This is a genomic window from Candidatus Methylacidiphilales bacterium (genome assembly GCA_033875315.1).
In the GTDB taxonomy this organism is placed as follows: domain Bacteria; phylum Verrucomicrobiota; class Verrucomicrobiia; order Methylacidiphilales; family CAZTYG01; genus JANRJG01.
This window is the reverse complement of sequence record JANRJG010000041.1, coordinates 33,098-58,938: the sequence shown is the minus strand read 5'-3', so window position 1 is coordinate 58,938 and position 25,841 is coordinate 33,098. Positions and strand designations below refer to the sequence as shown.

The following is a 25,841-nucleotide window of genomic DNA, read 5'->3' as shown; positions in this document are numbered from 1 at the left end:
ATGAAACCTCCCCTTGGTATCGCTTGGGTTTTGCTGATGGTGCTGTTCTCTGGCTGCGCCGGGCTCGGCGGCGGTGCATCCCGGGACTCGAGCTCAAGTTTCCCTACCGTCACGCCTACAGTCGGCCAGGACTCCGAGGGCAACGATCTTCTCCGCGTCGGGGACTCGCTCTCAGTCCAACTCAGTGGTGTGCCGGCCGAGGAAGCCTATGTCCAGCAGATGAAGGTGGACGAAAGCGGCTCGATCTCCCTGCCCTACATCGGCGGGATCAAAGTCACGGGCATGACGACTGTCATGGTCAAGGAACGCATCGAAACTCTCTACAAACTTGGCCGGTTTTACACCACCCCGAACGTCACGGTCACAAGCCAGCAGTCCCGCTTCATCAATGTCACCGGGGATGTGCGCTCGCCCCAGCGTATTTTCTACGCAAAGGACCTGACCGTCATGGGCGCGATCGCCACCTGTGGCGGATTCACCGACTATTCAAACAAGCGGGCGGTCAAGCTGCTGCGGGGCAAGGAAATCATGCTCATCAATGCGGTGGAAGTTCTCAAAGATCCCTCCAAAGATGTGCCTTTGCTGCCGGACGACATCATCCAAGTCGACCGCAGTATTTTTTAGCGCATGCCTGCGCACACGTCTGCCTTCTCCAAGGTCCGCCTCGGCCTGTTTGGGGGAACCTTTGATCCTCCGCACTGGGGACACTACCTTGCCGCCCGGGATGCCTTGGAAGCGCTCTCTCTCGACCGGGTGATTTTTCTGCCCTGTAGGCTTTCTCCCCACAAATCCGGCACCCGCCCCACCCCAGCCGCAGGTCGTCTTCGCATGCTCAAGGCCATGCTGCGGGGTGAAAAATGGGCGGAAATTTCACGCTGGGACATGGATCGTCCCGGGGTCTGTTATTCCTATCTGACGGCGGAAGCCTTTTCCGGCCTTTATCCCGGGGCGGAGTTGTTCTGGATCATGGGCTCAGACCAGTGGGAGGCCCTGCCCCGCTGGAAGCACCCCGATCGTCTGGCGGCGGTCGTTCATTTCGCCGTCTTTCCCCGGACCGAAGTGCCGCGGCCTCGCCGCGGGATGGCACTTCACATCCTGCCTTCGCGTTACGACATATCTGCCACCCGGATACGCGAGCGGCTGCGCCGTCGTCTGCCGATCAAAGGTCTGGTGCCGGACCCCGTCGCGCGTTATATCCAGAACCAACCCCATCGCCCATGAACCCCTCCACCCGAAAAACCGCCCTCCTTTGCCGGGAATGGGCATTGGAAAAAAAAGCCCTCGATCCGGTCCTGCTCGACTTGGAGAAGATCGAGGGACCTGCCTTGTGCTTCATGGTTTGCTCGGGCCAGTCCGAACCCCACCTCAAAGCCATCGCCGAATCCGTTGAGGAGGGGCTGAGGGAAAAAGCCGGGATGAAGCCGCTGGCCCGAGATGGGCGCTCTGGAAGCCAATGGATCGTCCTCGATTACGGCGATGTCTTGGTACACATCATGCACGAACAGAAGCGCGCCTTTTACGACTTGGAGAATCTTTGGAAGGACGCCCCCCGTATCAAGTGAGACCATTTCACATTCAGTAGGCGATAAAGCGCCTTACGGGAGGGCGAAGCTCCTGCTGAGCCGCGTGTGGCATGCTGACCTTAACTTGGCTCGGCGGGAGCCTCGCCCTCCCGAAGACCCGTCGCCCAGTCAATCGGATTGGGTGTGCGACTTGGCGGGCGATCTTACATTTCTTCCAGTGTCCCGATCCCAAGCAGGCCCAGCCCCTCGCGCAACACGCGCCCGGTCAGCTCACACAGTGCCAGCCGGGACTGTTTCAATTCCTCATTTTCCGCCTTCAGCACCGGGCAGTGTTCGAAGAATCGGTGGAAGAGCACGGCGGTTTCATAGAGATAGGCACACAGGAGATGTGGCCGGTGGTCCTGGACGACCGAATCCAGGGCATCCTCGAAAGCCAGCAGCCGGCGGGCGAGATCGGATTCGACGGTTTCCCGGAGTATGAAGCGCGGTTTCCCGCTCGGCCCGTCAGCCTTCCGGAGGATGGAACGGGTGCGGACATAGGCGTTGAGCAGATACGGCGCCGTGTTGCCGTCGAAAGCCAGCAGCTTGTCCCAATCGAAGACGTAGTCCAGGTTGCGGTTCTGGCTCAGATCAGCGTATTTGAGCGACCCAATACCGATGATCCGCGCCGCAGCCCGGATGTCCGTCTCGCTTGCCCCGGGTCGTTTCTCCCGCAAGATGGCGGCAGCGCGCTGCTCGGCTTCATCCAGAAGGTCGCGCAAGCGGATGGGATTGCCGTCGCGGGTTTTCAGCGGTTTCCCGTCGGCACCGAGCACGGCACCGAACCAGACGTGGTGGAATTCGACCCGGTAGCCCCAGCGGCGGCAAACATCGAAGAGCTGGTTGAAGTGCTGCTGTTGGCGTCCGTCGGTGACGTAGAGGATGGCTTCGGACTTCCATTCTTCCGCCCGGTAACGAACGGTGGCCAGGTCGGTTGTGGCATACAATGCGGCCCCGTCCTTTTTTTGGATGAGCATGGGGACATCCGTCCACTCCTCTTTATTGCGGACCAGGAACGGGCTTTTTTCCCGCGGCTGTGCTGGATCGTGGAACACGCCGACCGCACCCTGGCTTTCGCGGGCCACCCCTTTGTCCAGTAAGTCCCGCACCACTTCTTTGAGCCATGGATTGTAGAAACTCTCCGCCAACGTCTGGTCGAATTCCACGCCCAGCCGTGCATAAATTTCATCGAAGGCGGATTGGGACAATTTGCGGAATTCCATCCAGATGGAGACATTCTCCAGGTCGCCATCCTGGAGCTGGGCCAGTTCCTGGCGTGCACGTTCCAGCAACTGGGGGTCTTTCTCGCAGGCCTCATGGGTTTGCTGGTAGAAGCGCTGCATGTCGGCCACGGCATTTTCGGGGGAGAGGGCGGGCTTGCCGGCCATTTTGTAGCCCAGGATCATTTTGCCGAACTGGGTTCCCCAGTCTCCGAGATGATTGTCCCGGATGACGAAGTGCCCGCGCGCGGCGAGGATGCGGGAGAGGGCATCGCCGAGGATGGTGCTGCGGATATGGCCGACGTGCATCTCCTTGGCCACGTTGGGGCCGCTGTAGTCGACCACGATGGTCTTGGGGTGGAGCGTGGTCGAGAGTCCGGTGCGTGGGTGGTCCCAGAGGGCTTGGGTGCGTTCTTCGATGGCGCTCAGGCGGAAACGGAAATTGACGAAACCGGGGCCGGCGATTTCCGGTTTTTCCAGCCGTGGATCCTGTCCGGTGAAATCCGCAATCTGGACGGCCAGTTCACGCGGATTGATGCCGAGGGATTTGCCGGCCACCATGGCCAGGTTGGTTTGGAAATGCCCGAATCGTTCATCCTGGCAGGCCTTGACCCAGGGACCTTTGCCGCAAGCCGGGGCGTGTCGTCCGACCCAGACGGTGAGGAGTTCCTCTAGGGTGGCAAGCAGGGAAACAGAAGCCATGGCGGATGCACCATAGCGGCCAGGCGCCCGGGCTTCAAGGATGGCGTGGGGACCACTCCGGGAAGGGAAAGACTCAGCTGAAGACGGCCATCAATTCTTGGTCGTTCCCGCAGGCATGGAGTTTCTCGAAGATGCCCGGGTCACGGAAGAACCGGGTGACTGCGGCCACGGTGCGCAAGTGGACCGCATAGTCCTCTGTCGGCACCAAGACGAGATAAAAAAGGTGGACGGGGCGGCCATCGGGGGCCTGGCAATCGATGCCTTCGACGGAACGGGCCAGAGCAGTGACACTGGTGGGCAGGTGGGGGATGGAGGCATGCGGCAGGGCCAGGGAGTTGCCGATGGCGGTGGTCAGTTTCTGTTCGCGAATTTCCAGCGCCTGGATCACGGGCTCGCGCAGGTCTTGGGGAAGGAGCTTGGTTTCAACCAGATGGTCAACCATTTCCCGGAACACCTCCGCCCGGCTGCAGGCCCGCAGGCTGCCCAGGATGGTTTTCGGACGAATATCCACGGTTTCCATGCGCGCATCAGTTAATCATGTCTTTCCAGTCCTGCAATACCTGCCCGCACAATTCATACGAATTCAACAGGGAGCGGGCCAGAAGGGCGAGGGCCTCCGGCAGGGGGAAGGGTTGGGTCCAGAAGTAGGCCATACAAACGAGGAAGCCCAGATTGCCCAGCAGGATGATCACCCAGCTGAAAAAATAGCCCTGGCTCTCGAAGTCTGATTGGCCGCTTTTGAGCAGACTGCCGGTGAACGTGAAGTGGAATCCCCAGCTGGCCCCCCAAAAGGGGAGGAAGAGGATGGTGTAACGCTGCCAATCTGGCAGGAAATGGACGACCAGAGCCCAGATCACGCCCAAGACAATGGGGTAAAAAGGGATCAAGTAGGGGCTGAGGGCAATGAAGCATGAGGTCCGGTCGGCCACCACATGGCCGCCGTCGGACCGGACTTTGAAACCGCTGACGCGGCCTCCGCTGGCCACCACGGCGACGGCGTGGGTGATTTCATGTCCGAGGACGTAGAACCAGGTCGGTCTGGGAAAAAGAAAAAAAACCAGGCACCAGGCACTCATGCCAAGGAAGAAAACCGCCAAGGGTATCCAGGGCACACGGGATACATCGACAGCCAGCGCGATTTCCCTGGCAAAGGAAAAGAGGGCATGGAAGCAGGGCAGCAGCAGACAAGCGAGCAGGGCTTTGAGGAACTTCACGCCCGCATTCTCCCGGCCTTCGGACTGTTCCCGGTGTGGGGGTCCCCGGGAATTACCAGCCTTCGGTGATTTGGTTGACCAACCGCTGCGCCATTTGATCCAGCGCGGTCGGGGCGGCCTGGCGTTCGCTCTCTTGGAGGTCGTCCTGCACGAAGAAATCGGTCTCCCCCGTGGCGGTCAGTTCGGAAAAGACCTTTTGACCGGTCCGGTGGTTGGTGAGCGTGCCGGTGGCGACGATGGTCAGGCGGTATTGGATGGTGGTGGTGAGGTTTTCCCGGTTGGAGCGTATGGGCTTGCGTGAGAATTGGGACAGGGTGACTTCCAGGGTGGCGTCAGCCGCGGATGAGCGGGCGGAATGGTAGGTGCCGTCGTTGTCGATGGCGCGCAGGATGGCGTTGGTGGCCGCGATCTGCAGGCTGGGTTCGAGGGTTTTGTTTTTGACCGTGGGCACGTAAATGCTGCGGACGCCTTCCATTTCCTTGTAGGGCACATTGCCCAACCGGTAGCCGGAACATCCCGACAGAGTGAGGAGGGGAATCAATACGACTGAGGCGATCCAGATGCCAAAGGTGGTGGTGGGGCGTTTCATAAGGGCGGGGCGTCTTCGATGGGGGGTTGTTTGGAATCGATGGGGGGTGGCACATCTGCTTCTGAGGGGGCTTGTCCAGGGCGGGAGGCTTTTTCCACTTTGGAGCGCAGCGCTTCCATCTTTTGCTTGGCTTCGGTGGCGTCGGGCGAGTCCGGGTTTTGCTGCACCACTTCTCCGTAATAGATGATCGCCGCTTTGTAGTTTTTTTGTTGCTCGTAAAAACGAGCGATATTGATGGAGCCCTTGATGCGGCGTTCGCTCAATTCTTGGACATACTCGCGGGCTTGGGCGGCCTTTTCGCTGTTGGGGAAGCGAACGCTGAAATCCTGGAAGGCTTCGATGGATTTCTGGGCCGCACTCTGGTCGTATTCCGGTTGGCTGGAGGCCTGGTACCACGCGTAACCGATCTGGTATTGGGCATCGTCGGCGTAGTCGCTCTTGGGGTAGCGGTCGAGGAGCTTGTTATAGGCATCGATGGCTGCGGTCCATTTCTTTTGCTGTTCATTGGCCAGGCCGATCTTGAACTGCGAGGCCGGCGCGTATTTTCCATAGGGGGCGTTCTTGATCACGCCCTGGAAAATCTGGATGGTTTTTTCCATCGAGGGGAAGAGGGGGATTTTCCAGATGCGTTGGGGTTCACCGGCCAGGAAGAGGTTGCCGATGTTGTATTGGCGCTCAATGGCCAAATCGAAGTATTGGCTGCCGGCGTATTTCTTAACCACTTCCTGGTAAGATTTGTTCGCGTTCCAGAAGTCCCCCATCTTTTCCTGCATGAGGCCGGCTTTGAATTGGGCTTCGCCTGCGGCGGAGGAGAGGGGCCACCGGCGGATGATGGTGCGGTATCCGGCGAGCGCATCTTTCCAAGCTTCCTTGGATTCAAAATCGCGGGACATCTGCAGCGCGGCCTTGGCGTCGCTCGCGGCCAGGGTTTCGCCGCTGCTTTCGTTCACCCAGCCTTCACCGGGTCGCCAAACCAGAGCGGCCTCAACCGGACAGGCCAAGGCCCCCGCAAGGAGCAGGGCGGAAAAGACGCGCTTCATGCGTCTCAACCTATGGTCAGCAAGGTTGCAGGTCAAGGGTTCACATCCTCTTCTGGCAGGAGGGTTTAGCCAGCTTATCTCGCATGGCAATAAGGCCTGGGATCCGCACCCTGCTGCAAACCCTTTTGGAAAAGGGCCTTGCAGTTGCCGACTCATTCGGCATTTCAGACCATCCCGGTCGGCCTCCATGATCTTCCGAGTGTTTCACGGCGGGGTGCATCAATAGGTGTGGGGGCGTGTTTTTCCGTTCACAAGGACTGGGCCCGAGGGCGTTCATGGGCGCGTTGCCGGATGGAACGACTGCGACCGTCATGGAAGAGGTAAAGTTGGGCCAAGCCCCGGTGGGGTCCCAGATGGCGGAGGGCGAAGCGATGCAGATCGGCCATGCGGTTCAATCGTCGTCCCGGCCGGCGGTAGTGTTGCCGGATTAAACGGATCATCCAGACATCCAGTGGGAAGGCGTCGTAACGTCTTCCCGCATAAAGCAGGATGCAATGCGCCACCTTGTCGCCGACGCCGGGGAGTTCGCACAACTTCCGGGCCGCGACTTCGATGGGCATTCCGGCAGTGGAAGCAAAGTCAAAGCCCTTTTCCGTGAGGTGGGTGGCGGCACGGTGGAGGTGGCGGGCCCGGTAACCCAAACCGGCCGCGCGCAGGATGGATTCGGGGGCGGTGGCGATGGTGGCCGGTCCGGGGAAGGGGGCCCCCGGCCAGACTGGAATTCCCGGCGAATAGGCGGCGCGCAGGGCCCGGTGGATGCGGCGGATTTGAGGGATTTGTTTGAGGGACGAACAGATAAAATTGGCGGTGCATTCCCACCAGGGGTCCTGGATGCAGCGCAGACCGCGGCAGGCTTCTGCTGCCGCGCGGACCACCGGGTCTGCCGGTAGGAGTTCCATCCAGGAGGCCCAAGAATCATCGAGTGCGAAATACGACCGCACGACCCCAGGGTCTATGGTCCCCTCAATTTCCAGTTCATCTCCGCATTGCCGGATCAGGCATGGGATGCCGTGGATCCAGCCTTGCCATGTCCGGTCCGGAAGACATTCCCAACTGAATGTCTGGCCGCAATCCAGCGTGGCATGGAGGTCGAAGTCAGGGGCCTCGATCCGGAACATGGGCGAGATGCTGCACCCTTCCCTTGACTTCTGCCCAGCCCGTTTTAACAACCGAGAGTGGAGATCACGCGCCATTGGGCTGGATTGGGCTGTAGGATGGGGATTCCTCTCCTGCTGGCCGTCGTGTCGCTGGGGGCCCAAGAACCTGCGTCCGCGCCCTCCACGCCTCCGAGAGCCGAGCCTGTGGCGGACGATCTTCCGTTACCCATCCCCCAGTCGGCGGAAACCCAGCCACTCCCCGCGGTCAATCCGGAAGCCGGGCGGGATGGCCAGCCGACCGATCCTTCCCGTCCGATTGAGGTGCGCATTCTTTCACCACGCAGCCGGGAAATCATTCCCACCAGCACGGTGGATGTCTTCCTCCAAGTGGACAACTACCTTTTGGCCGAGGAGGGGAACCGCCTTCATGTCCTGGTGGATAACCAGCCCCCGCAGCCCTGGCACGACGTGGCCCGTCCCTTCCCATTGAAAAACCTGAACCAGGGCGGGCACACCGTGCGGGTCCTGGCGGTTCGCCCGGATGGCACATCCCTGCGGCAGCCGGGAGCCTTTGCCATGGTGCATTTTTTTGTCAAAAAGAAGGATTTCCAGAATTACACCGATCCCACGCTGCCTTTCCTCACCGTCAATCTTCCGGCGGGCGGGCCCGCTTCATTGGATGCCAACGAGCGTCTCTGTTTTGATTATTGGGTCCACAACGTGGACTTTTCTGGGGAACATGCGGTGAGGCTCCGTTACAAGCTGGACGTCTACGAGGGCACCCTGACCGAGCCCGGCCCGGTGCTCTGGGCCAACCTCCAGCCGGGACGCCACCGTTTGTTGGTCGAACTCTTCGATGCTGCGGGACAGCCGATCTTCGGGCCGTTCAACCGGGTGGAGCGTGAGTTCGAAATCCGCCAGATTTTGCGTGCCGTCCCCCTGCCGCCGGAGACACATCTGCCCCAGGTTCCGGGCGCCCCGCTTCCCTGAGCTTTGCTTCATCTGCCGCGGGGGAGAGCGATCGGGATACCGGATGATGGATTGGTTCAGCCTTCCGCCCGGCTTGCTTTCGCGCGGTGCTTCAGTTCAAGGTAGAGGTTGTAGAAGGCGATCAACATCGGGAAGAGGTTGTTGACGATCCCGACCGAGTCGTTTTGGCCGAAGACAAAATAACTGAGCAGCAGGAGGCTGCCCGAGATGCTCATGTACCAGAAAAGCAGCGGCAGCACGGGCCGCCCTTTGATTTTCGAGGCCCCCAACTGTACCACCCAGCGTCCGGCGAAAAGAAAGGTGCCGATGAATCCCACCAGCTTGCCCACCTTCAGGTTCCAAACCCAACCGAAGATGTGGATGTCCTTGATCTCGATGTTGTAGAAGGCCGTGACACTGTCAAAAAATGAAGCCGGGGAATCAATCATCCCGGTGAGGGTCCAAATCCCAGCGGATTTGTCGAGACATAAACCAACGCACGCCCAGCAAATCGCGCAGCCCGCGCCAGGCCCGGCCGGCCACGGTGTATTTCGAAACCCCCCGTGTGCGGTGCCGGTGGTTCACGGGGACTTCCACCACTTTCAGCCCGCAATTCACCAACAACGCGGGAATGAAGCGGTGCATGGCGTTGAAGGGCACGAGGTATTTCACATGTTCGCGCCGCAACGCCTTGAGGCTGCAGCCGGTGTCGCGGATGCCGTCACCCAGCACGGATTTGCGGATGTGGTTGGCGATTCTTGAGGCGAGGCGTTTGCTGAACGAATCCCTGCGCGTGCGGCGGTAGCCGCAGGCCACATCCCCATGGGCGAGTGCCGCGACAAGGGCATCAATGTCGGCGGGGTCATTCTGTCCGTCGCCATCCATCATGACACAGATCCCGCCCTTGGCACGGTGGAGCCCGTGGTAGAAGGCCGCGCTCTGGCCCAGGTTGCGCGGGAAGGAGAGCAGAACCACGCCGGGAAAGCCCCGTATTTTGTCAGCGGTGGTGTCGCGGCTTCCGTCGTCGACGGCAATCACCTCGGCCTCCGGTTGGCAGCGCAAGACTTCTTCCAGAACCGGGGCGACGTTTTCTTCCTCGTTGTAGAAGGGGATGATGATGGAAAGCTGGGGCATGGTCAGGGGTGGGCTGGGAGGCCGTATTCTTTGAGCAGGTAGATGCGGAAATTGCGGATGGACTGGCCGCTGTGGAGGACATCAAGGTTCTTGATCAGTTCGACCGCAGAAAAGCTTCGGCTCAGTCCTTCGGGAAACTCACGGCTGTCGGTCACGAAGAGCGCGGTTTCCATGGCGTAGCCGTCCGTGTAGTCCGGCCAGTAGCTGAACTGGTTGCGCCGTTTCGGGTCGTTGGGCAGGTAGACCATGGGATGGGACGGGTGGTAGAAGGAAATCAGGCTGGCGGTGGGGTATTTATTGGCGATCAGAAATGTAGCGCCATGCTGCTGTTGTAATGCGGCGACTTGGCGGGCCAGATCGGCGGAACCGCGGGCGCGGTCGAAGAGGCTGTCCAGGGGGCCGAAACCGGTGCGGCTGAGGGAAGCGGCATGGAAGAGCACGGTCACCAGGAGGGAGACGGCCAGAACCGCTTGCCCGGTCCTGCGGGCGGCCGCCGAGCGGTCCATCCAGGGCTGGGCCACGGCGACGAGGAGGATGATGCCACTGATCCAGCTGGGGGCGGTCCAGTTGGCTTCGGCGGCATCGTTGAAACTGAGGAAGGTGTAGAACAGGATCAGTGGCAGGGTGAGGCAGAGCAGGAACGCGAGTTCCTTGCGGTGGGCCGTGACCAGGCCGCGACGGAAAGTCCAGACAACCGCGGCCACCAAGCCTGCCGCGAGAAAGGGACCCAGGACCAGGAACTGGCTGGCCAGAAATTGGAAGCATTCGCTGGGAGAAAAACGCCAGGGTCGGTTCAATTCACCCCGCTGCCAGAGGTGCTGGAAGGTGATCCAGTCGTGACGGGCGTTCCAGATCAGAACAGGGGCCAGACAGAGGAGAGCGACCCCGGTCATGATCCAGAAGCGTCGGCGGAAATGGGAGCGCAATTCAGGGAAGAGGCCGCAAAAGAGGGCAAAGCAGATCAGTTCGGCCACGTTGGTGTATTTGCAAAGCATGCCCAAACCGATCAGCAGGCCCGTGGCGGCCCATGGACCGTTGTTTGGGCTGTCCTTGGCGCGCCAAAACAACAAGGCGGAAGCGGTCCAAAAGAACACGCTCAGTGGGTCGATGGTCATCAGGATGCTGCCCACGGCATAGAGTGGGATGCCGAGCAGCGTGACCAGAACCCAGAAGGCCACTCGTTCCTGGAACAAACGGCGGGCCAGAAGGAAGGTCAGAAGGCCCGTGCCCGCAGAAAGCAGGACGGCGCAGAAGCGGATGCCGAATTCCGTATCGCCCCAAAGGCTGCGCCCGAGGGCGATGGTCCAGGCAATGCCGGGTCCTTTGCTGTAATAGCCGATGTCGAGATTCTTGGACCAGAGCCAATAGTAGGCCTCGTCGCCGACCAGTTCGATTTGGGTGGCATACCAGAAACGGAAAAGGGTGATGACGACGAGCAGCCATGCGGCTGCGTGGGCGTAGCTGTCGATCCTGGGTCGGACGAGGTTGAGGAAGGTCTTCCACCCGGCCACCTTGGGGTCTTCAGTGGAGGAGGTGGGGATGTCGGGCATAGGTTTTGGGCAGTAAACGGGGCGCCCCTTTGTGCCAGAGCCAGCAGGCAGCGCAACAAATTAACCCGGTGTAAGCACAGGCCACCAGAGCGGAGACAAGCACATCACTGGGGTAGTGGTCCCCGGAATAAATACGGGAATAGCCCATGGCCGCGGCCCAGATCCAGGCCAGCGCCCCCCATCGTCCGTAGAGCAGGGTGAGCAGAAGGGCGAGGGCGACATTGTTGCAGGTGTGACCTGAGGTCATGGAGCGTCCGTTTTTGACCGGGCCGGGTTCGGACCATTGCACCCGGTAGGTGGTGGGGGAAGTCAGCTTGACCCGGCGTACGTTTTCCAGGGTTTGGTGGGGACGCGGGCGGTTGACGGTGGTCTTGATGGCCCAGTTGATGCCGGCGTCCCCGATGAGCAGGCAAAGAATCATCAGGACCAGAAAAACCCGGCCCTTGAATCCGCCCCAAACCGCCACGGCAATCACCGTCGGAGCCAACAACCAGATCATGGTATCCGTGTCCGCAATGAGGCTGAGGACATAATCCAGAATGGGATGGGTCGCCGTGGTGTTGATCCAACGGAGGACAGCGATGTCGATTTGATACAGAAAGTCCAAGCATCAAGAATCCATCACGGGGAAGGGTGAGGCAAGCATGTCTGTAGGCCATTTCGGTTGGGGGTAGCCGCTTGGCTGTCTACGGGTTCTGGACGCTGGTTACTGGGGAAACACCCACACCCGGTAAACCGGCAGCCCCAGGGTTCTGGGGTCTTTACCGCCTGGAATGAAGGGTTCCACCGACCATGAAAGCGTTTGCAGGGCCCCGGGTTGGATAAGCTTTTGGGCAACACCCAGGGCCACGCCGGGCTGGGTCCATGGGTTTTTTTGTGCGGAAAGTGTACGGCCATTCAGGCGGAAGACGGGATGTCGCCGCCAAACGTGCCGGCTTCGGCAGCATTCGGGGAATTCCCAGATCAATAGACAGTCTTTTTCAGGCAGTTGCAGTTGGATCGAGCCCTCCACCTTTGACCACATGAACGTTTGGCTGAGCACGGATTCCGCAGCATGGAGGCCGGTGGTGCCGTGTTTGCAAAGTACGGCCAGGTCTTTTTTTTCCAGAGGGGGGCTTCCGGACAACCGGCAAATCCCGCACAGAAGGAAATCGCAGAGCTTGAGCTTGGTCCAAACGAGGGCGGCGAGGAGCCTGTCCAGCAGAAAGCCCCCCAGGGACCCGTCGTAATGGTGTGCCAGTCGGACATAATCGGGGAAGCCGAGGGCAAGATCCCAGGCTGAACGTCCCTGTTTGGCTCTTACGTAGTGGCACAAAAGAGTGAGGGAACGGTGGAGAAAGGTTTGTTCGGTGGTTTCCTTGCGTCCGGCAAGGAAGTACTCGAGGTGGCCGACCCATCCCACCGGACTCCGGGCAAGCTGGCGCATCACATGCCCGGGAATGCTTTCATCAAACTGTTCGGCCAGGAAGGCCAGTGTGTGGCGGACGGGAAGGGTGAGGCTGAATTTACCGGTTTGCTCCAGGAGACGGTCCCAATCCATTCGGGTCGAAGACCGGCGCAGGATGAAACAGGCGTCCACCAACCACTGTAGGGAAGAACTAGGGGAGTAATGGGTGCCGTGTTCGCAGGCGTGCAGGAATTGGTCTGCGGGACAGAGGATTTTGGTCGGGGCTCCTTCAAAACGATGGTCGACTGCTGCCGCCCATAGTTCGGCATCCCTTTCGGCGCTACAGTGCGAACGAAAAACATGCCAGTGGAGATCAAGTTCGCCAAACTGGGGGTGGAGAAAGGAACAGGCGTGGAGGTTTGCGATGATGGCATCCGGGTCGAAGTGTTGGGCGGTCCATTTCCGCTCTTGCAGGAGCCGGACGACTTTGGGGGCATCGGCGACGGGAACGAGTAAATCCAAATCGTGCATGGGGCGGGTGGTCGGGTCCTGGTAGACCGACTGGCAAAGGGCCGCGCCCTTGAGGAGGAGGGTGGGGATCGAAGCCTGGTTGAAGGCCCGGATCAAATCCGCCTTGCCGCGGAAGGCCAGTTTGTTCTTGGTCCATTGGTAACGGTAGATGCCTTTGATTCGGCCCATATCGGGGTCGTCGATCCGCAGGGAAACCAACCGGTTGTAGGCCAGGCTCATGATGCGAAAGGAGGCATGGTCGAGGTCGTCGAGATTGACCCGCCTCTTCCATTGGACCCAGGTCCGTTTTGCGGCAGCGGGATCCTTTTGCAGGCACAAATGCAGCAGGAGCATTTGGTCGGGATCGGGCCAAAAACGTTTTTGCGACATAGGGTTGCGAGGCCGGGTCAGGATGCGGGAAGCTGTCCGCGACGGCGGTCCAAGATGGTCTTGAGGACACGGGTGTACTGACGGTTCATGTGTGCGCGGTCCCTTACAGTATTATGCAAATGGACCCGGCGTTTACAAAGCAACTGCGGAAGAACAAAGTTGGTGCAACCCATCTCTTGGGCCCGGCTGAACCATTCGACGAATTCCGTGACCCGCTCTTTCGGATCGAAAGGCCCGACTTTTTCGAAGGTATCTTTGCGGAGCATCAGGCAGCTGCTGTAAATACTTGGTTGGATCGTGGTGTCCACTTTCAGATCCAGGCTGTGAAGGAGTTCCGGACTGATGAAGGACTGTCTGTGACCGAAGACCAGATCCGTTGCTGGATGGGTTCCGAGGTGCCGGATCTGCCATTCCAACTTTTCCGGGAGCCACAGATCGTCGCTGTCCAAAAAAGCCAGCCAGGGACCGCGGGCGGATTCCACTCCCCAATTTCGCGCCGGACCCGCGCCCTGGTTCTTCTGGGACAGACAGCGCACGATCCCGCCAAATGAACGGGCCACGGCCGCCGTGCCGTCGGTCGAGCCGTCGTCCACCACGATGATTTCCCCCGGGGGAAGGGTTTGCTCCAAGGCGCTGCGGATGGCTTCCCCGAGGTATTGTTCCCGGTTGAAGGCCGGAATGATGACGGAGATGGGTGCTTCGGTGGGTGTCATCGTGTTGGAAGTAAACACATCTTCAGGAAAGAGATTGGCCGTAGCAACGGAGCAAATGATCCAGCGAGTAACGGTTCCGGTGCAAGCATCTCCCGCCCTCGACAAGGCGTTGGGCGAGTTCCGGTTGATCCAGTAGTTGGAGGCAGGCTTGGGCAAAGGTTTCTGGTTGGTCGCGTAGCAGGATGTTATCCCCGTCGGTTACATCCAGTCCCTCGGCCCCGATGGAGGTGGAGACCACCGGACGCCCGTATACGAACGACTCGAGGATCTTGAGACGGGTTCCGGTCCCGGCCCGGAGTGGGACGACGACGAGGGAGGCCTGGGCATAGTAGGGTTCCAAAAATTCCTGAAAACCCATCAGGGAAACGCCCGGTTCCTCGCCCACCTCCCGGAGACCGGGAGGGCAGCCGAATCCCACAATCCGGAAAAGGATCGAATCACCCAGGACACGTCGGATGAGGGGAAAAATGTCCCGGCAAAAGTAACGCACCGCATCCTCGTTCGGGTAGTAGGACAGGGTTCCGACGAATAAGATTTCCCTGGGCTTGTCCGCGGGGGAGCCGGTCAATGCGGTGCGATCGGGAAAGACATTGGGCATAACCTCGATCCCTCCCTGCGGCCGGACCCGGCGGGCATCCCGGGCCTCCTCCTCGGATGAAACAAAGACTTTTTCAAAACGTGGAATGACTTTGTTTTCAATGACCCGGATGACGGCATTGGCCCGGCACTGTTCCGGATCCAGGCGGATGCCCCTGGCTTGTGATTTGAGTTGTTCGATTTGCTGATTCCGGCGGAAAGTGGATTCATCGAGGTCCAGCCACGCTCCGGGAAACTGGTCCAGCGAGCCTTCCAGAAGGAAGAACGATTCCATCCGGAATACGAAGAGTTTATCCAGGTTGTTCTGTTGGTAAAAATCTTGGATGGCTGCGGCGACGTGGCCCGTTTGGCAATCCAAATGAGGGAACTTTGCCCAATCGGCCAAGTATTCGACGGGGTGCCATGCTTGCCTGGTAGCTTCACCAGGGACCAAACGCACGTAAAGGATCTTATGGCAGAAGGCCTCCAACTCCGGGTCGGTCGGGCCCGGAAGACGGTCGTAGTGGTTGGCCGCCAAAAGAAAAACATCGTCACGGGAGGCGAGCATGCGGACAAGTGCGGCGGCACGGATCTGCGTGCCCGAGCCGTTAAACGACGGGTAGAGGTAGGAGAGAAACAGGATGCGCCGGCGGGGCATTTGTGGGTCAAGCTTCATGGAGTAATGTTTGCAGTAGGGTAAAAGTCTGTTCTGCGTTTCCACCCAATTCCAGTCGGTATGCGGGCAACCGGCTGAGAGCCTTCAGCATGATTTTTTCTCCCAGGTTGTCGGATGTGGGCACTTCGTGCACCGACCAGGGGATGAGGGCCTTCATGGCTTCCAGACGGGTGGCTTGGAGGAGGCGGCTGGTTGATTCCCCGGTGATGGTGGGAATGACGATGGCCTTGAGCGGAGCGGAAGGGAGCAGTCGTTCGGGGAACACCCGGTTGACATGGAAAAAGTGTTTTTTTTCCGTTCCTTCGATGAAGGATTGCAGGGGCAAGCCGGAGGGTACGCGGGAAAGGCTGTCGTCGCGCAACTTGGCCACATTGTAAATGCTCCAAGACCGCGGCGGATCGTCCTGGGAAATCACACAGAGGTCGTCGGACTGGAAGCCCATGCCCTGTAGGAGGCACTGGACGGCGAGGGTGGATTTTCCGGAGCGCGGGGGACCGGCCAAAAGCAGGCTCCCGTGGGGGTGGCCGACCGCCGCTGCATGGACGATCTGCCGTCCGCGGAGGTTGAGCGCGGTGTTGAAAATCTGGCGCAGAGGTGCGGCTTTTTCATACATCGGCAATTGGGCGGCATCGAGATAACAGGCGTAACCCTCCCCCTCCCGGTCGATGAACATCAGGGTTTCCATCCATCCGTGGTAAAAAGTCCGGTAGCGCTGGTCGCTGACCGTGAAGAGGCAGTTGTGCCGCTGGCCGGTTAGCATAACCGGTGTGGGCAGGGGCATGGTGCCGCCCGTGGAGGCATCTTCCCAACACCGGATAGTCCAGTCTGCCGCTGGATCGTCCGCAGAGGTTGAGTGCGCCAGAGTGGGGAGAATGATTCCGGGGGTTTGGTCATCGGCAAATTCGAGGCGGAAAGTCACCCCGGCCACCCGCAGGGTGGTTGACGCCCGGCAACCCGTCTGTGCACGGGCTTCTTGAAAAGCCCCGGCGGCCTCTCGGTAGTAAGCTCCGGGAATGCCTTCAAAGACCTTGCTGAAACGGCGCCCCGGAGGATGAGTCCCGCTCATCCCGACGGATCAGCCGGAGCGGGCGGCCACCCCTTTTCATCCACCTCGTGAATCGGGTCCGAGAGAAGGAGTTGTTGCATGTCGTTGAACTTCTCGAAACGGGGTGCCAAGTATGGGCCGCCTCCCTTGGTCGGAAGCGAAGCCTCGTCACGCCGTGCCGGGGCCTCCACCTGATGGAGGATTTTTTCCGAGACCAGCCCCTTGATAAATTCTTCGATTTCCGCGATCTCATCCGGACTGAGGCCGGGGAAGGCATCCAGGATTTCCTCTTGGCTGGCCCCGGCATCCAGCCAGGACCAGACCATGGCACCGGCCGTGTTCAGGCTGTAGTAATTGCCGGTGTCGAAATGGATGATGATGGCCTCGCCATCGATGATTTCGTGGGCGATGTCCTTTTCAAATACCGCATAGTAGCGGGCGGCGTTGGCGGTCATTAACCTTGAAAATGATACAGATCCGAGGCAAGCACAATGTCAAAATCCGTCTCCGGGATTCTCGGGTATTGGTGATACGGAAGGGCCAAGGCACGGGGAAGGGGCGCTTGCGGAGCAGTCTTCTCATTTGCACTCTTTCCGGTATCGAGGGTATGTTTCTGGAAACGGATACTTCCACCAATCGAACATATCCCCCTCTCCGCACTCATGGGCTTTTTATCCAGAATCCGCCAGGCTTTGAGACGAAAGTTAGGCGGAAGAAGAATCGAGGGGATCTGTGCGGTTTCCGGACCGGACGATGTGCCCTACACCCAGTGTTGTGTGGCCAGTATCCGGCATTTTTATCCTGAAATCCCCATCTACCTGTTCAAGGACAGACGGCTGGGTGACTATGACACGAGCGAATTGGAGTCCGCCTGTCGGGTGGAGTTGTGGCCCACCGATCGGGAAGCTTACGGTTGGGGTTGGGCCAAATTGGAAATCCTTTCCAGCCAGCCAAGCAGGCGATTGCTCATTCTGGACAGTGACATTGTGCTGGCGGGTCCACTGTTGCGCTCCCTCGAGGTTTTCGAGGAGGATTTTGTGGTCGTTTTGGAGCGATTCACCCCGGAATCTCAAAGGGAGTTTTATTATGATTTGGCCAAGCTGCAGTTGATGGATCCGGATTGGGTCGAGTCCGGCATGAATTTCAACTCGGGACAATTCGTGGCCACGACCGGCCTGATGAACATGCGGGATTTTGATCCTTGGGTGGGCGATACGCCGGAGTGGCATTTGAAACAGCCGGAGGTGTTCAAATGCAATGACCAAGGCCTGCTCAATTACCTCCTGTCCAAATGGGAGAAGGAAGGCAGGCTGACCTTGCGACGCCATTCGTTCATGCAGTGGGCGAATGGAAACGATTTGCCGCACCTAACTCCTGAGTCGATGGCGCAGTCCTCCCTCCACCGAGTATTGGTCCATTGGGCGGGGACAAAAAGTGTGGATTTCAGCACGATGCCGAATGGACGGCTGCTCGAATTCTACCGTGGGATTTACCAAGGCATGGTGGCCCAATATCGCAAACGGATGCCGCAGCCAGTCGCATCTTGAATAAAATCCGCCCATGAAGTCCATCGATCGGATCATCGTCTTGTGTTGTAAGCGCGATTTCTGGCTGACCCGGATCTGTGTCGCCAGCATCCGGTATTGGTATCCGGAGATTCCCATTGGGATCATCAAGGATGTCTCTTTGGGAGATTTTGACACCCGGGAAATGGAAGGCTACTGGGATGTATCCGTGGCGGCTGTGCCTGATCCGCCCCGGGGTTACTTCACCAAGCTGGAGGCCTTTTATTTCCCCGGCCGTGAACGGATTCTGCTCTTGGACTCGGACATCATTTTCCTCGGCCGGGTTTTGGAAAAGCTGGAGCGGCATGATGAGGATTTCGTCGTCAACTGGGGGGGCACGAAACCTTTGTCCGCGGAAAAGAAAAAACAATACGCGCTTGATGGTTATTACAATCCGGAAAAGCTGCGAAACGTGTTGCCCGACTTTGAGCTTCCCGATTTTTTCTTCAATGCCGGCCAGATGGTCTTGACCTCATCCCTCCTGGTGAGGGGGGAAGTTGAAACTTGGCTCATGGGAACCCCGCCCTTGCAGACGGCCCGGTTTCCCGAGGCCCTGACCCATCTCGACCAAAGCCTTCTCAATCTTCTCCTCGTGCAAATGCAACGCAGGGGGGAATGCACGTTGGGTTTGTGCGACTTTGTCCGCTGGTCGATCCACCGGGAGATGGTTTGGGACATTGAACTGGACCGGATTCGGAATCGCCAGGGTTACCCCGCTTTGATCCACTGGGCGGGGGTCAAAACCTTCCACAAAAGCGGCTTTATCCGGGGCGATTTATTGGGTTTTTATGAGGACCTTTATTATGGCCGCATTTCTTCCGGTGAGTTGAAGCGGAACATCCGCTTGATACGACGGGCCCGTGGCGGAAGTATTTCCCGGAGCGCAAGGATCATGGCGCTCCTGCACAAGAAAATAGACTTTCGGAAGTTGCTCGAAAATGAGCGCAGGCCGACCCGGGAAGCCAATCCCTTTGCCTTCGTGGTTTCTGAGAAATGAGTGAGGCGCTTACCGGCGGCCTCTCCGACCACTGCTTCTTTCGTCGCGCTTGGCTTCCGTGCCGCCCGCCAGCTTGAAATCGATCTGGTGGCGCTGGGTGTCGATCTTTTCCACTTGGACGTTGAGGCGATCCCCCACTTTGAAGGATTTTTTGCTCCGGTTGCCGATGATGCGGCGCTGGCGCTCGTCGTAGTTGAAGAAATCCGATCCCAGGCTGGAGATGTGGATCAGGCCGCTGACGAGGAAGTCGGGCACCTCGACGAAGAGACCGAAGTTCTGCACGTCGACGACCACCGCCGGGAAGGACTGGGGTGTGCCACTGGTCAGTTGGCGTTGGAAGAATTCCAGCTTCTTGATGCGCACCGTGTCCTGCTCGGCTTCGGCGGCGTTGCGTTCGGTGGCGGAGATGCGCGCGGCCACTTCCTCCAATTCCCCGGCTTTGTATTTCGGACGCTCGGATGGCTTGAGCAGCGATCGGTGGACCACCAGATCGGCGTAGCGGCGGATGGGCGAGGTGAAGTGGGTGTAGTTGGTTTTGGCCAGGCCGTAGTGGCCCAGGGGTTGGCTGCGGTAGCAGGCGCGTTTGAGCGACTTGAGCAGGGAGATTTTCAACGCGTAGGAGGCGGGGGAAGCGGCGATGGCTTTGGAGGCGCGCTGCATTTCATGGCGCTTGGTCAGGTCGCCGACTTTGATGCCCTGGATGAGCAGGGTCTGGCGCAATTCGGCCAGTTTTTCCGGCTCCGGGGCTTCATGCACGCGGTAGAGGGCGGGGATGTGTTTGTTTTTCAATGTGCGCGCCACCACCTCGTTGGCCAGCAGCATGAATTCCTCGATCAACTGGTGGGAGATGTCATGTTCGACTTTTTCCAGCGCGACGGGCACGCCCTGGTCGTTCAAGCGGACCTTGACCTCCGGCATGTCGAGGTCGAGCGATCCGTTGTTCATCCGGTTCTTGCGCAGGTTGGAGGCCAGGGCCCAGGCTTGGTGCAGGTCGCGGTCCATGTCATCGCGCGGCTGGTCCTGGAGCCGGGCGAAGGCCTCTTGATAGGTGAAACGGCGTTGCGAGTGGATGAGGGTGCGGGCGATGCGTTCTTCGACCACCCGGCCGGTTTCGGTGAGGGTGACGATGACGGAGTGGGTCAGGCGGTCAACGTGGGGAAGGAGGGAGCAGAGGCCGTTGGACAATTCTTCCGGGAGCATGGGGATGACCTGGTTGACCAGATAGACGCTGTTGCCGCGCTTGGAGGCTTCTTCATCGAGGGCCCCTCCTGCCCGGACGTAGTAGGAGACGTCGGCAATGTGGATGCCGACCTCCCATTTGCCTTTGCCCGCGGGACGGATGTGGATGGCATCGTCAAAATCCCTGGCCGTGTCGGGATCGATGGTGAAGACGCGCTCGCCCCGCAGGTCGAGGCGCGGTCCGGGGTCGAAGGCGTGTCCCTGCGGGTCCAGGCTGAACTGCGCCACTTCGGCCAGGGCGGCCGAGGGGAATTCCGTCGGCAATTCGTATTTGCGGATGACGCTCAGGATATCGACGTTGGGATCGCCGGGTTTTCCCAGCACTTCGACGATGGTGCCCTCTGGATTGAGGTGTCGGTCCTTCCAGTCCTCGGGGCGCACCACCACCTTGTCGCCAAGTACAGGTTTGGGGTCGAGGGGTGAATCCGCGGGGTCGGTGACGTAGATGTTTTGCAGGTGTCGTGGATCGTCGGGGACGACATGGAAGAAGCGTCCGCCGGATTGGAGGGTGCCGACCAGGGAGGCCCGCCGCCGCTTGACCACCCGGATGACGCGAGCGTGCACCCGCTCGCGGAAGCGTCCGGCCTGGGATGGGATCTTTTGGGCCACCACCAGATCCTGGTGCAAGGCGGTCCCGGTTTCCTCGGCCGGGATGTAGGCGTCGTCATCACCGGTCTCACTCAGCAGGAAGGCGAAGCCCTTGGGGTTGAAACTGATCACCCCGGTGAGCAATTCGGCTTTTTCGGGCACAATCCAACGGTCGCCGCGCACGCGGATGATTTTGCCGGAATCGGCCAGTTCGCGGAGGGTCTGGGCGAGTTCGTCGCGGGCCGGTCCGGAAAGTTTGAGTTTACGGGCGATGCCGTCTTCGTTTATTGGTTGGTAGTCCGGGTGACCGAGGGTCCTCAGCACTTTGGGTGCAAGGGGGGAGGTTGCAGGCATGGACAAAGCTAAACACCACCCGAACGGATGAACATTCTTTTCGCCACCAGTGAACTGACCCCCCTGGCCAAGACCGGCGGGCTGGGCGATGTGTTGGCCGCACTGCCCGCCCGTCTGCGCGATAACGGGCACAGTGTTTCGGTGGTTCTGCCCGGCTACCGGGCCGTTTTCGATTCCCTGCCGGAGGTCCGTGATACCGGTCTGCGGCTCACCGTCCCCTTGGGACCGGGCCGGGCCACGGCCAGGATTTTAGAGGGACGGACTCGTGAGGGAGTGAAGCTGTTGCTGGTGGGCAAGGATGAATTTTTCGACCGCCGCGGGCTTTACGGGAACAGTGAGGGGGATTACACCGACAATGCCCACCGCTTCATTTTTTTTAGCAAGGTGGTGGTGGAACTGGCGGGGCATCTGCGCCCCCGCCCCGAGGTCCTGCACCTCAACGACTGGCAGACCGCCTTCGCCGCCGCGGTGGTGCGGCAGAAACGGCCCTCCCTGCGCACCGTCCTGACCATCCACAACCTGGCCTATCAGGGCGTCTTTGCCCCCTGGGATTTCGACCTGACCAACCTGCCCGGTGATTGGTTTCATCCGGGCGGGATGGAGTTTTACGGGCGGCTCAACCTGCTCAAGGCCGGCCTGGTTCACGCCGACGCCCTCACCACCGTCAGTCCCTCCTACGCGACGGAGATCCAGACCCCGGAATTCGGATGCGGGCTGGAGGGGGTCCTCCGTGGGCGGTCGCAGGATCTGAATGGCATTCTCAATGGCATCGACGAGGCGGCATGGAACCCGGCCACGGATGCCTTCCTCCGTGAAACGTACGGGCCCGGGGATTGGGAGGCGAAGAAAGCCTGCCGTGCGCGCTTGCTCAAGGCGGTCGGTTTGGATGCGGAACGCGTGACCGGCCCGGTCTTCGCCTGCATCAGCCGGCTCGTCCCGCAAAAAGGATTGGACCTGGTGGCGAAAGTGGCCCCCGAATTGGCCGCGCAGGGCGGCGCCCTCGTCGTGCTCGGTTCCGGTCTGCCCCAGTTGGAAAAGAAATTCCTCGCCCTGGCCGCGGAACACCCGGAGTCTTTGGCGGTGGAAATCGGTTTCAACGAAAAGCTGGCCCATCGCATCGAGGCCGGGGCGGATTTTTTCCTCATGCCCTCCCGCTTCGAACCCTGCGGGCTCAACCAAATGTACAGCCAGCGTTACGGCACCATTCCGATCGTACACCGCACCGGCGGGCTCGCCGATTCGGTCGAGGACTGGCGGCCACGCAAGAAATCCGGGACCGGCATTGTTTTTGCTCCCTGCACAACGGCGGCCCTTTCCAAGGCCATCCGCCGGGCCTTCCTGGTTTACGGCGATCCGGTAGCCTGGGACCTCATCCGTCGCCGGGCGATGGCCAGGGATTTTTCCTGGTCCGCCGCCGCGAAGTCCTATGAACAGATTTACCGCCGTGTCTGCGGCTTGGAAAGCGAAGCCTCCACCCCCAACAACCCACTCAACACGGAAAACCCATGACCCCGATGCCTGAAATCCGCAAAGACCCGGTCGTCGGCCGCTGGGTCGTCTTCTGTCCCGAGCGTCTCCACCGACCGATGGACTATGCCTTCACCCGGCCCCATCCCGAGGCCGCCACCGAGGACCCTTTCCTGGCAGGCAATGAGTCCTTCACCCCCCCGGAGGTTTATGCCGTGCGGGAGAACGGCGGCGGCCCCGACACCCCCGGATGGAGCGTCCGTGTCGTCCCCAACCGCTTCCCCGCCCTGCGCGTGGAGGGAGAACTCAACAAGGAAGCGGTCGGATTTTACGACCGCATGAACGGCATCGGAGCCCACGAGGTCGTGGTCGAGACCCCGTTCCCTGACAAAGAATTGGACGAACTAGAGCTGGCCCAGATGGTCCATGTCCTCAAGGCCTGGCGGGCCCGAATGCAGGACCTGATGAAGGACGGACGATTCCGCTACCTCATGGTTTTCAAGAATGTCGGCCCGTTGGCCGGAGCCTCGCAGACCCACGCCCATTCCCAGATCATCGCCCTGCCGGTCACCCCCATTGTACTCAAGGAAAAACTGACGGCGGCGAGGGAATACTTCCTGGCCAAGGACCGCAACCTGTTCGAGGACATCCTGCGCAATGAACTCAAGGCACGCGACCGCATGGTCTGTGAAAATGCGGGCTTCGGCGTATTCTGCCCGTTCGCCAGCCGCTTTTCCTTTGAGACCTGCATCATGCCGCGCCAGCAGCAGGCGGATTTCCACCGCGTGGGCGACCACGACCTGGTCCTGTTGGCGGACGCGCTCAAGCGTGTGCTGACGGCCTACCGTCTCGGCCTGGACCGCCCCAATTACAACTTGGTCCTCCACACCGCCCCCCTGCGTTCGCCTCGGCCCGGCCACTGGCAGACCCTGGACTTTGATTTCCGCTGGCACATCGAGATCCTGCCGCGGCTGACCGGTGTGGCGGGTTTCGAGTTCGGCACCGGCTTTTACATCAATCCGGTTCTGCCCGAGGGTGCGGCCCAATTCCTGCGCGGGATCAAGGGGGAGGGCTGACGCGATGGCCGGGCCGCTCCAGGTGGTGTTCCTCTGGCACATGCACCAGCCGTACTACGTCAATCCCTTGACGAAGACGGCCATGATGCCCTGGGTCCGCCTGCATGCGGCCAAGGGTTACCTCGACATGATCGAAATGGCCCGCCGCTATCCCGCTTTGCGGACCAATTTCAACTTCACCCCCGTCCTGGTCCAGCAGTTGCAGGAGCTGGCCTCCGGAAGCGTGTCCGACCTCTGGGAACAATGGTCGCGCAAGCCCGCGGCCGAACTGGATCTGACCGACCGCTGCCGCCTGCTCGAGCATTTCTTCAAAATACACTGGGCCAACCTGATCGACCCCTTCCCGCGTTACCGGGAATTGCTGGAGTTGCGCGGACGCGATTGGAACCATGACAGCCTGTCCGGCGCGGCCCGCCTCTTCTCCAGCCAGGATCTGCTCGATCTCCAGACCTGGTACAACCTGAACTGGTGCGGTTTCAGCGCCTTTCGCCTTTACCCGGAACTGGAGGAACTCCGCCGCAAGGGCCGCGGGTTCACCGAGGAGGAGAAAAACCGCGTCCTCGACATCCATTATGAGATCGTCCGCACCGTCCTCAGCCGTTACCGCGAGGCCCAGGACCAGGGGGCGGTGGAAATCACGACCACGCCGTTCTTCCATCCCATCATGCCCGTGGTCTACGACAACCGCATCGCCGCCCGCGCCATGCCGGGGCGGGAATTTCCCGCGCCCTACGGGGCCCCGGAGGATGTCCGGGCCCATCTCCGCCTGGCCCAGGAACTCCACGCCAGCACCTTCGGAAGGCCCGCCCGCGGCATGTGGCCCAGTGAGGGTTCAGTCGCCCCGGAGATCCTCCCCCTGATGCAGGAGGCCGGGATCGAGTACTTTTGCACCGATGAGGACATCCTGTTCCGCAGCCTTTCCGGGGACCCGGCATGGGCTGGCAAAACCGTCGACCACCTCGAACTCTTCCAACCCTGGGCTTGTCGCCATGAAGGAGCAAGGGTAAGGGCCCTTTTCCGCGAGCGCCCGCTTTCAGATTTCATCGGTTTCAATGCCGCCCGCAACTCGGCCGCACAGGCGGCTGGTTTCGTGGTCCACCACCTCGAGCACATCGCCGGGGTGGCCGCCACCCGCCAGCCGGTGGCCCTCCTGGCCCTTGATGGCGAAAACGCCTGGGAGGCTTTCCCTGATGGCGGGGAGCGGTTTCTCGCGCTGCTTTATGAGGGTGTTCTCGCCAGTGAACGGCTCAACACCTGCCTGCTGGGCGGGGTCATGGATGCCTCCGCCGGAGAGCCGGAAATCACCCGCCTGCACAGTGGCTCATGGATCGGGGGGAACTTTGACATCTGGATCGGCGATCCCGAGGAAAACAACGCCTGGGACCTGGTGGCCCAAACGCGCGAGTTCCTCCTGCGCCACCAGCGCGAGCACGCCCTGGACCCGGCGGTGGCGGATCGCGCCTGGCTGGAGATCTATGCCGCCGAGGGCAGCGATTGGTTCTGGTGGTACGGACCGGATTTCCAGAATGATTCGGACATGCTCTTCGACGAGCTTTTCCGTTTGCACCTGCAGAATGTCTACCTCCTGCTGGGGTGTCCGCCTCCGCAGTATCTCGAGGTGCCGGTGCGCCAACGCGGACGTCCCGCCGGGTTCACCCGTCCGACGGCCTTCATTTCCCCCCGCATCGACGGCTGGGCCCTGGGTTATTTTGACTGGCTGGGCAGTGGTCGCGTCCTGGTGCACCAACAACAGACGGCCATGTTCCAGGCGGACCGCATGGTTTCCGACATCCACTACGGGTTCGACCGGGGGCGGTTCTACCTCCGGGTCGACTTTGGTGCGGGGCAACCCGATGAGATCATGGCGGTCTTCTGTCGTCCGTGCCACGCCCGGGCCCGGGTCCTGCGGGACGGAGGCGGGTCGTGGGAAGCCAGCCCGGATGGAGTCCATTTCGAGGTGAGGAAGGAAGGAATGGTTGAGGTCGGTTGGGGGGACCGGATGGAATTGTCCATCGGCCTCAACGCGATCGGATTGGAAGACCGGGGTGAAAAAGTCGCCTTTTTTGTCCAGATTTGGAAAGACGGCGTGGAAAAGGAACGCTACCCCGAACGGGGCTTCATTGAATTTGAAGGACCCAGTCCGGGTTTCACCCTGAACCATTGGTTCATCTGATTGCACGC

The 25,841-nt window shown here is 60.3% G+C and carries 25 protein-coding genes; 9 read left to right on the top strand and 16 right to left on the bottom strand.

Annotation, left to right across the window (positions count from 1 at the left end; all coding sequences use genetic code 11):
• The 3 genes from SFU85_13180 to rsfS are packed head-to-tail and all read left to right on the top strand — an operon-like array spanning position 1 to position 1,562.
• The gene (locus tag SFU85_13180) at positions 1-624 is read left to right on the top strand and encodes a polysaccharide biosynthesis/export family protein (protein MDX6767729.1); all 624 of its coding nucleotides are present in this window, start codon (positions 1-3) and stop codon (positions 622-624) included.
• A gap of 3 nt (positions 625-627) precedes the next feature.
• A complete protein-coding gene (gene nadD / locus SFU85_13175; GenBank protein ID MDX6767728.1) occupies positions 628-1,221 on the top strand; it encodes a nicotinate (nicotinamide) nucleotide adenylyltransferase in 594 nt (197 codons plus the stop codon).
• Positions 1,218-1,562, top strand: coding sequence for a ribosome silencing factor (rsfS, locus tag SFU85_13170; GenBank protein ID MDX6767727.1), 345 nt, complete (start codon positions 1,218-1,220; stop codon positions 1,560-1,562). Before nadD ends, rsfS begins: the two co-directional genes overlap by 4 nt.
• 164 nt (positions 1,563-1,726) lie before the next feature.
• Here the strand turns inward: rsfS and argS are convergent, their stop codons facing one another.
• The 6 genes from argS to SFU85_13140 form a co-directional block, all read right to left on the bottom strand.
• Complete coding sequence (gene argS, locus SFU85_13165; protein ID MDX6767726.1) at positions 1,727-3,484, bottom strand: arginine--tRNA ligase; 1,758 nt, start codon at positions 3,482-3,484, stop codon at positions 1,727-1,729.
• Between the two features lie 73 nt (positions 3,485-3,557).
• Positions 3,558-4,004 carry a PTS sugar transporter subunit IIA gene (locus tag SFU85_13160; GenBank protein MDX6767725.1) on the bottom strand — a complete coding sequence of 149 codons (447 nt, stop codon included), beginning with the start codon at positions 4,002-4,004 and terminating at the stop codon, positions 3,558-3,560.
• Between the two features lie 7 nt (positions 4,005-4,011).
• A complete protein-coding gene (locus tag SFU85_13155; GenBank protein ID MDX6767724.1) occupies positions 4,012-4,698 on the bottom strand; it encodes a hypothetical protein in 687 nt (228 codons plus the stop codon).
• A gap of 52 nt (positions 4,699-4,750) precedes the next feature.
• Positions 4,751-5,287 carry an LPS assembly lipoprotein LptE gene (lptE, locus tag SFU85_13150; protein ID MDX6767723.1) on the bottom strand — a complete coding sequence of 179 codons (537 nt, stop codon included), beginning with the start codon at positions 5,285-5,287 and terminating at the stop codon, positions 4,751-4,753.
• Positions 5,284-6,327, bottom strand: a complete 1,044-nt coding sequence (gene bamD, locus SFU85_13145) for an outer membrane protein assembly factor BamD (GenBank protein MDX6767722.1) — start codon at positions 6,325-6,327, stop codon at positions 5,284-5,286. Before bamD ends, lptE begins: the two co-directional genes overlap by 4 nt.
• 248 nt (positions 6,328-6,575) lie before the next feature.
• The gene (locus SFU85_13140; GenBank protein MDX6767721.1) at positions 6,576-7,445 is read right to left on the bottom strand and encodes a DNA glycosylase; all 870 of its coding nucleotides are present in this window, start codon (positions 7,443-7,445) and stop codon (positions 6,576-6,578) included.
• A 96-nt stretch (positions 7,446-7,541) separates the two neighbouring features.
• On the opposite strand from SFU85_13140, the gene SFU85_13135 reads away from it, so the two are divergent.
• Positions 7,542-8,414 (top strand): hypothetical protein, encoded by an 873-nt coding sequence (locus SFU85_13135; GenBank protein MDX6767720.1) that lies wholly within the window; start codon positions 7,542-7,544, stop codon positions 8,412-8,414.
• A 56-nt stretch (positions 8,415-8,470) separates the two neighbouring features.
• Here SFU85_13135 and SFU85_13130 read toward each other — a convergent pair whose 3' ends face one another.
• The 9 genes from SFU85_13130 to SFU85_13090 all read right to left on the bottom strand — a co-directional run bounded on the left by SFU85_13130 (position 8,471) and on the right by SFU85_13090 (position 16,829).
• Entirely contained in the window at positions 8,471-8,842 is a 372-nt protein-coding gene (locus SFU85_13130) for a lipid-A-disaccharide synthase N-terminal domain-containing protein (GenBank protein MDX6767719.1), read from the bottom strand.
• Positions 8,835-9,527, bottom strand: coding sequence for a glycosyltransferase family 2 protein (locus SFU85_13125; protein MDX6767718.1), 693 nt, complete (start codon positions 9,525-9,527; stop codon positions 8,835-8,837). The genes SFU85_13130 and SFU85_13125 overlap by 8 nt, the downstream gene beginning before the upstream one ends.
• Positions 9,528-9,529: 2 nt before the next feature.
• A complete protein-coding gene (locus tag SFU85_13120; GenBank protein ID MDX6767717.1) occupies positions 9,530-11,077 on the bottom strand; it encodes a glycosyltransferase family 39 protein in 1,548 nt (515 codons plus the stop codon).
• Positions 11,049-11,684 (bottom strand): phosphatase PAP2 family protein, encoded by a 636-nt coding sequence (locus tag SFU85_13115; GenBank protein MDX6767716.1) that lies wholly within the window; start codon positions 11,682-11,684, stop codon positions 11,049-11,051. The genes SFU85_13120 and SFU85_13115 overlap by 29 nt, the downstream gene beginning before the upstream one ends.
• Positions 11,685-11,783: 99 nt before the next feature.
• The gene (locus SFU85_13110) at positions 11,784-13,364 is read right to left on the bottom strand and encodes a nucleotidyltransferase family protein (protein MDX6767715.1); all 1,581 of its coding nucleotides are present in this window, start codon (positions 13,362-13,364) and stop codon (positions 11,784-11,786) included.
• Positions 13,365-13,381: 17 nt separating this feature from the next.
• On the bottom strand, positions 13,382-14,077 hold the full coding sequence (locus SFU85_13105) for a glycosyltransferase family A protein (GenBank protein ID MDX6767714.1): 696 nt from the start codon (positions 14,075-14,077) through the stop codon (positions 13,382-13,384).
• A gap of 22 nt (positions 14,078-14,099) precedes the next feature.
• A complete protein-coding gene (locus SFU85_13100) occupies positions 14,100-15,329 on the bottom strand; it encodes a glycosyltransferase family 4 protein (GenBank protein ID MDX6767713.1) in 1,230 nt (409 codons plus the stop codon).
• Positions 15,319-16,395, bottom strand: coding sequence for a hypothetical protein (locus SFU85_13095; GenBank protein MDX6767712.1), 1,077 nt, complete (start codon positions 16,393-16,395; stop codon positions 15,319-15,321). The genes SFU85_13100 and SFU85_13095 overlap by 11 nt, the downstream gene beginning before the upstream one ends.
• On the bottom strand, positions 16,392-16,829 hold the full coding sequence (locus SFU85_13090) for a PqqD family protein (protein ID MDX6767711.1): 438 nt from the start codon (positions 16,827-16,829) through the stop codon (positions 16,392-16,394). The genes SFU85_13095 and SFU85_13090 overlap by 4 nt, the downstream gene beginning before the upstream one ends.
• Before the next feature lie 237 nt (positions 16,830-17,066).
• Here SFU85_13090 and SFU85_13085 point away from each other — a divergent pair, with 237 nt between their 5' ends.
• Together SFU85_13085 and SFU85_13080 are read left to right on the top strand one after the other, a co-directional pair.
• Positions 17,067-17,921: a hypothetical protein gene (locus tag SFU85_13085; protein ID MDX6767710.1), complete on the top strand. Its 855-nt coding sequence runs from the start codon at positions 17,067-17,069 to the stop codon at positions 17,919-17,921.
• Between the two features lie 13 nt (positions 17,922-17,934).
• Positions 17,935-18,936 (top strand): hypothetical protein, encoded by a 1,002-nt coding sequence (locus tag SFU85_13080; GenBank protein ID MDX6767709.1) that lies wholly within the window; start codon positions 17,935-17,937, stop codon positions 18,934-18,936.
• A gap of 9 nt (positions 18,937-18,945) precedes the next feature.
• On the opposite strand, the gene rnr is transcribed toward SFU85_13080, so the two are convergent.
• Positions 18,946-21,117 (bottom strand): ribonuclease R, encoded by a 2,172-nt coding sequence (rnr, locus tag SFU85_13075; protein ID MDX6767708.1) that lies wholly within the window; start codon positions 21,115-21,117, stop codon positions 18,946-18,948.
• A 27-nt stretch (positions 21,118-21,144) separates the two neighbouring features.
• On the opposite strand from rnr, the gene glgA reads away from it, so the two are divergent.
• The 3 genes from glgA to SFU85_13060 are packed head-to-tail and all read left to right on the top strand — an operon-like array spanning position 21,145 to position 25,833.
• On the top strand, positions 21,145-22,626 hold the full coding sequence (glgA, locus tag SFU85_13070) for a glycogen synthase GlgA (protein ID MDX6767707.1): 1,482 nt from the start codon (positions 21,145-21,147) through the stop codon (positions 22,624-22,626).
• Positions 22,623-23,660 (top strand): DUF4921 family protein, encoded by a 1,038-nt coding sequence (locus tag SFU85_13065; protein ID MDX6767706.1) that lies wholly within the window; start codon positions 22,623-22,625, stop codon positions 23,658-23,660. The genes glgA and SFU85_13065 overlap by 4 nt, the downstream gene beginning before the upstream one ends.
• Before the next feature lie 4 nt (positions 23,661-23,664).
• A complete protein-coding gene (locus SFU85_13060; GenBank protein MDX6767705.1) occupies positions 23,665-25,833 on the top strand; it encodes a glycoside hydrolase family 57 protein in 2,169 nt (722 codons plus the stop codon).
• The last annotated feature ends 8 nt before the right edge of the window (positions 25,834-25,841 follow it).

What these genes read in the sequence shown, in the direction of transcription:
- SFU85_13180 (MDX6767729.1), top strand. Translation starts at nt 1, where the DNA reads ATGAAACCTCCCCTTGGTATCGCTTGGGTTTTGCTGATGGTGCTGTTC.
- nadD (MDX6767728.1), top strand. Translation starts at nt 628, where the DNA reads ATGCCTGCGCACACGTCTGCCTTCTCCAAGGTCCGCCTCGGCCTGTTT.
- rsfS (MDX6767727.1), top strand. Translation starts at nt 1,218, where the DNA reads ATGAACCCCTCCACCCGAAAAACCGCCCTCCTTTGCCGGGAATGGGCA.
- argS (MDX6767726.1), bottom strand. Translation starts at nt 3,484, where the DNA reads ATGGCTTCTGTTTCCCTGCTTGCCACCCTAGAGGAACTCCTCACCGTC.
- SFU85_13160 (MDX6767725.1), bottom strand. Translation starts at nt 4,004, where the DNA reads ATGGAAACCGTGGATATTCGTCCGAAAACCATCCTGGGCAGCCTGCGG.
- lptE (MDX6767723.1), bottom strand. Translation starts at nt 5,287, where the DNA reads ATGAAACGCCCCACCACCACCTTTGGCATCTGGATCGCCTCAGTCGTA.
- bamD (MDX6767722.1), bottom strand. Translation starts at nt 6,327, where the DNA reads ATGAAGCGCGTCTTTTCCGCCCTGCTCCTTGCGGGGGCCTTGGCCTGT.
- SFU85_13140 (MDX6767721.1), bottom strand. Translation starts at nt 7,445, where the DNA reads ATGTTCCGGATCGAGGCCCCTGACTTCGACCTCCATGCCACGCTGGAT.
- SFU85_13135 (MDX6767720.1), top strand. Translation starts at nt 7,542, where the DNA reads ATGGGGATTCCTCTCCTGCTGGCCGTCGTGTCGCTGGGGGCCCAAGAA.
- SFU85_13130 (MDX6767719.1), bottom strand. Translation starts at nt 8,842, where the DNA reads ATGATTGATTCCCCGGCTTCATTTTTTGACAGTGTCACGGCCTTCTAC.
- SFU85_13125 (MDX6767718.1), bottom strand. Translation starts at nt 9,527, where the DNA reads ATGCCCCAGCTTTCCATCATCATCCCCTTCTACAACGAGGAAGAAAAC.
- SFU85_13120 (MDX6767717.1), bottom strand. Translation starts at nt 11,077, where the DNA reads ATGCCCGACATCCCCACCTCCTCCACTGAAGACCCCAAGGTGGCCGGG.
- SFU85_13110 (MDX6767715.1), bottom strand. Translation starts at nt 13,364, where the DNA reads ATGTCGCAAAAACGTTTTTGGCCCGATCCCGACCAAATGCTCCTGCTG.
- SFU85_13105 (MDX6767714.1), bottom strand. Translation starts at nt 14,077, where the DNA reads ATGACACCCACCGAAGCACCCATCTCCGTCATCATTCCGGCCTTCAAC.
- SFU85_13100 (MDX6767713.1), bottom strand. Translation starts at nt 15,329, where the DNA reads ATGAAGCTTGACCCACAAATGCCCCGCCGGCGCATCCTGTTTCTCTCC.
- SFU85_13095 (MDX6767712.1), bottom strand. Translation starts at nt 16,395, where the DNA reads ATGAGCGGGACTCATCCTCCGGGGCGCCGTTTCAGCAAGGTCTTTGAA.
- SFU85_13090 (MDX6767711.1), bottom strand. Translation starts at nt 16,829, where the DNA reads ATGACCGCCAACGCCGCCCGCTACTATGCGGTATTTGAAAAGGACATC.
- SFU85_13080 (MDX6767709.1), top strand. Translation starts at nt 17,935, where the DNA reads ATGAAGTCCATCGATCGGATCATCGTCTTGTGTTGTAAGCGCGATTTC.
- rnr (MDX6767708.1), bottom strand. Translation starts at nt 21,117, where the DNA reads ATGCCTGCAACCTCCCCCCTTGCACCCAAAGTGCTGAGGACCCTCGGT.
- glgA (MDX6767707.1), top strand. Translation starts at nt 21,145, where the DNA reads ATGAACATTCTTTTCGCCACCAGTGAACTGACCCCCCTGGCCAAGACC.
- SFU85_13065 (MDX6767706.1), top strand. Translation starts at nt 22,623, where the DNA reads ATGACCCCGATGCCTGAAATCCGCAAAGACCCGGTCGTCGGCCGCTGG.
- SFU85_13060 (MDX6767705.1), top strand. Translation starts at nt 23,665, where the DNA reads ATGGCCGGGCCGCTCCAGGTGGTGTTCCTCTGGCACATGCACCAGCCG.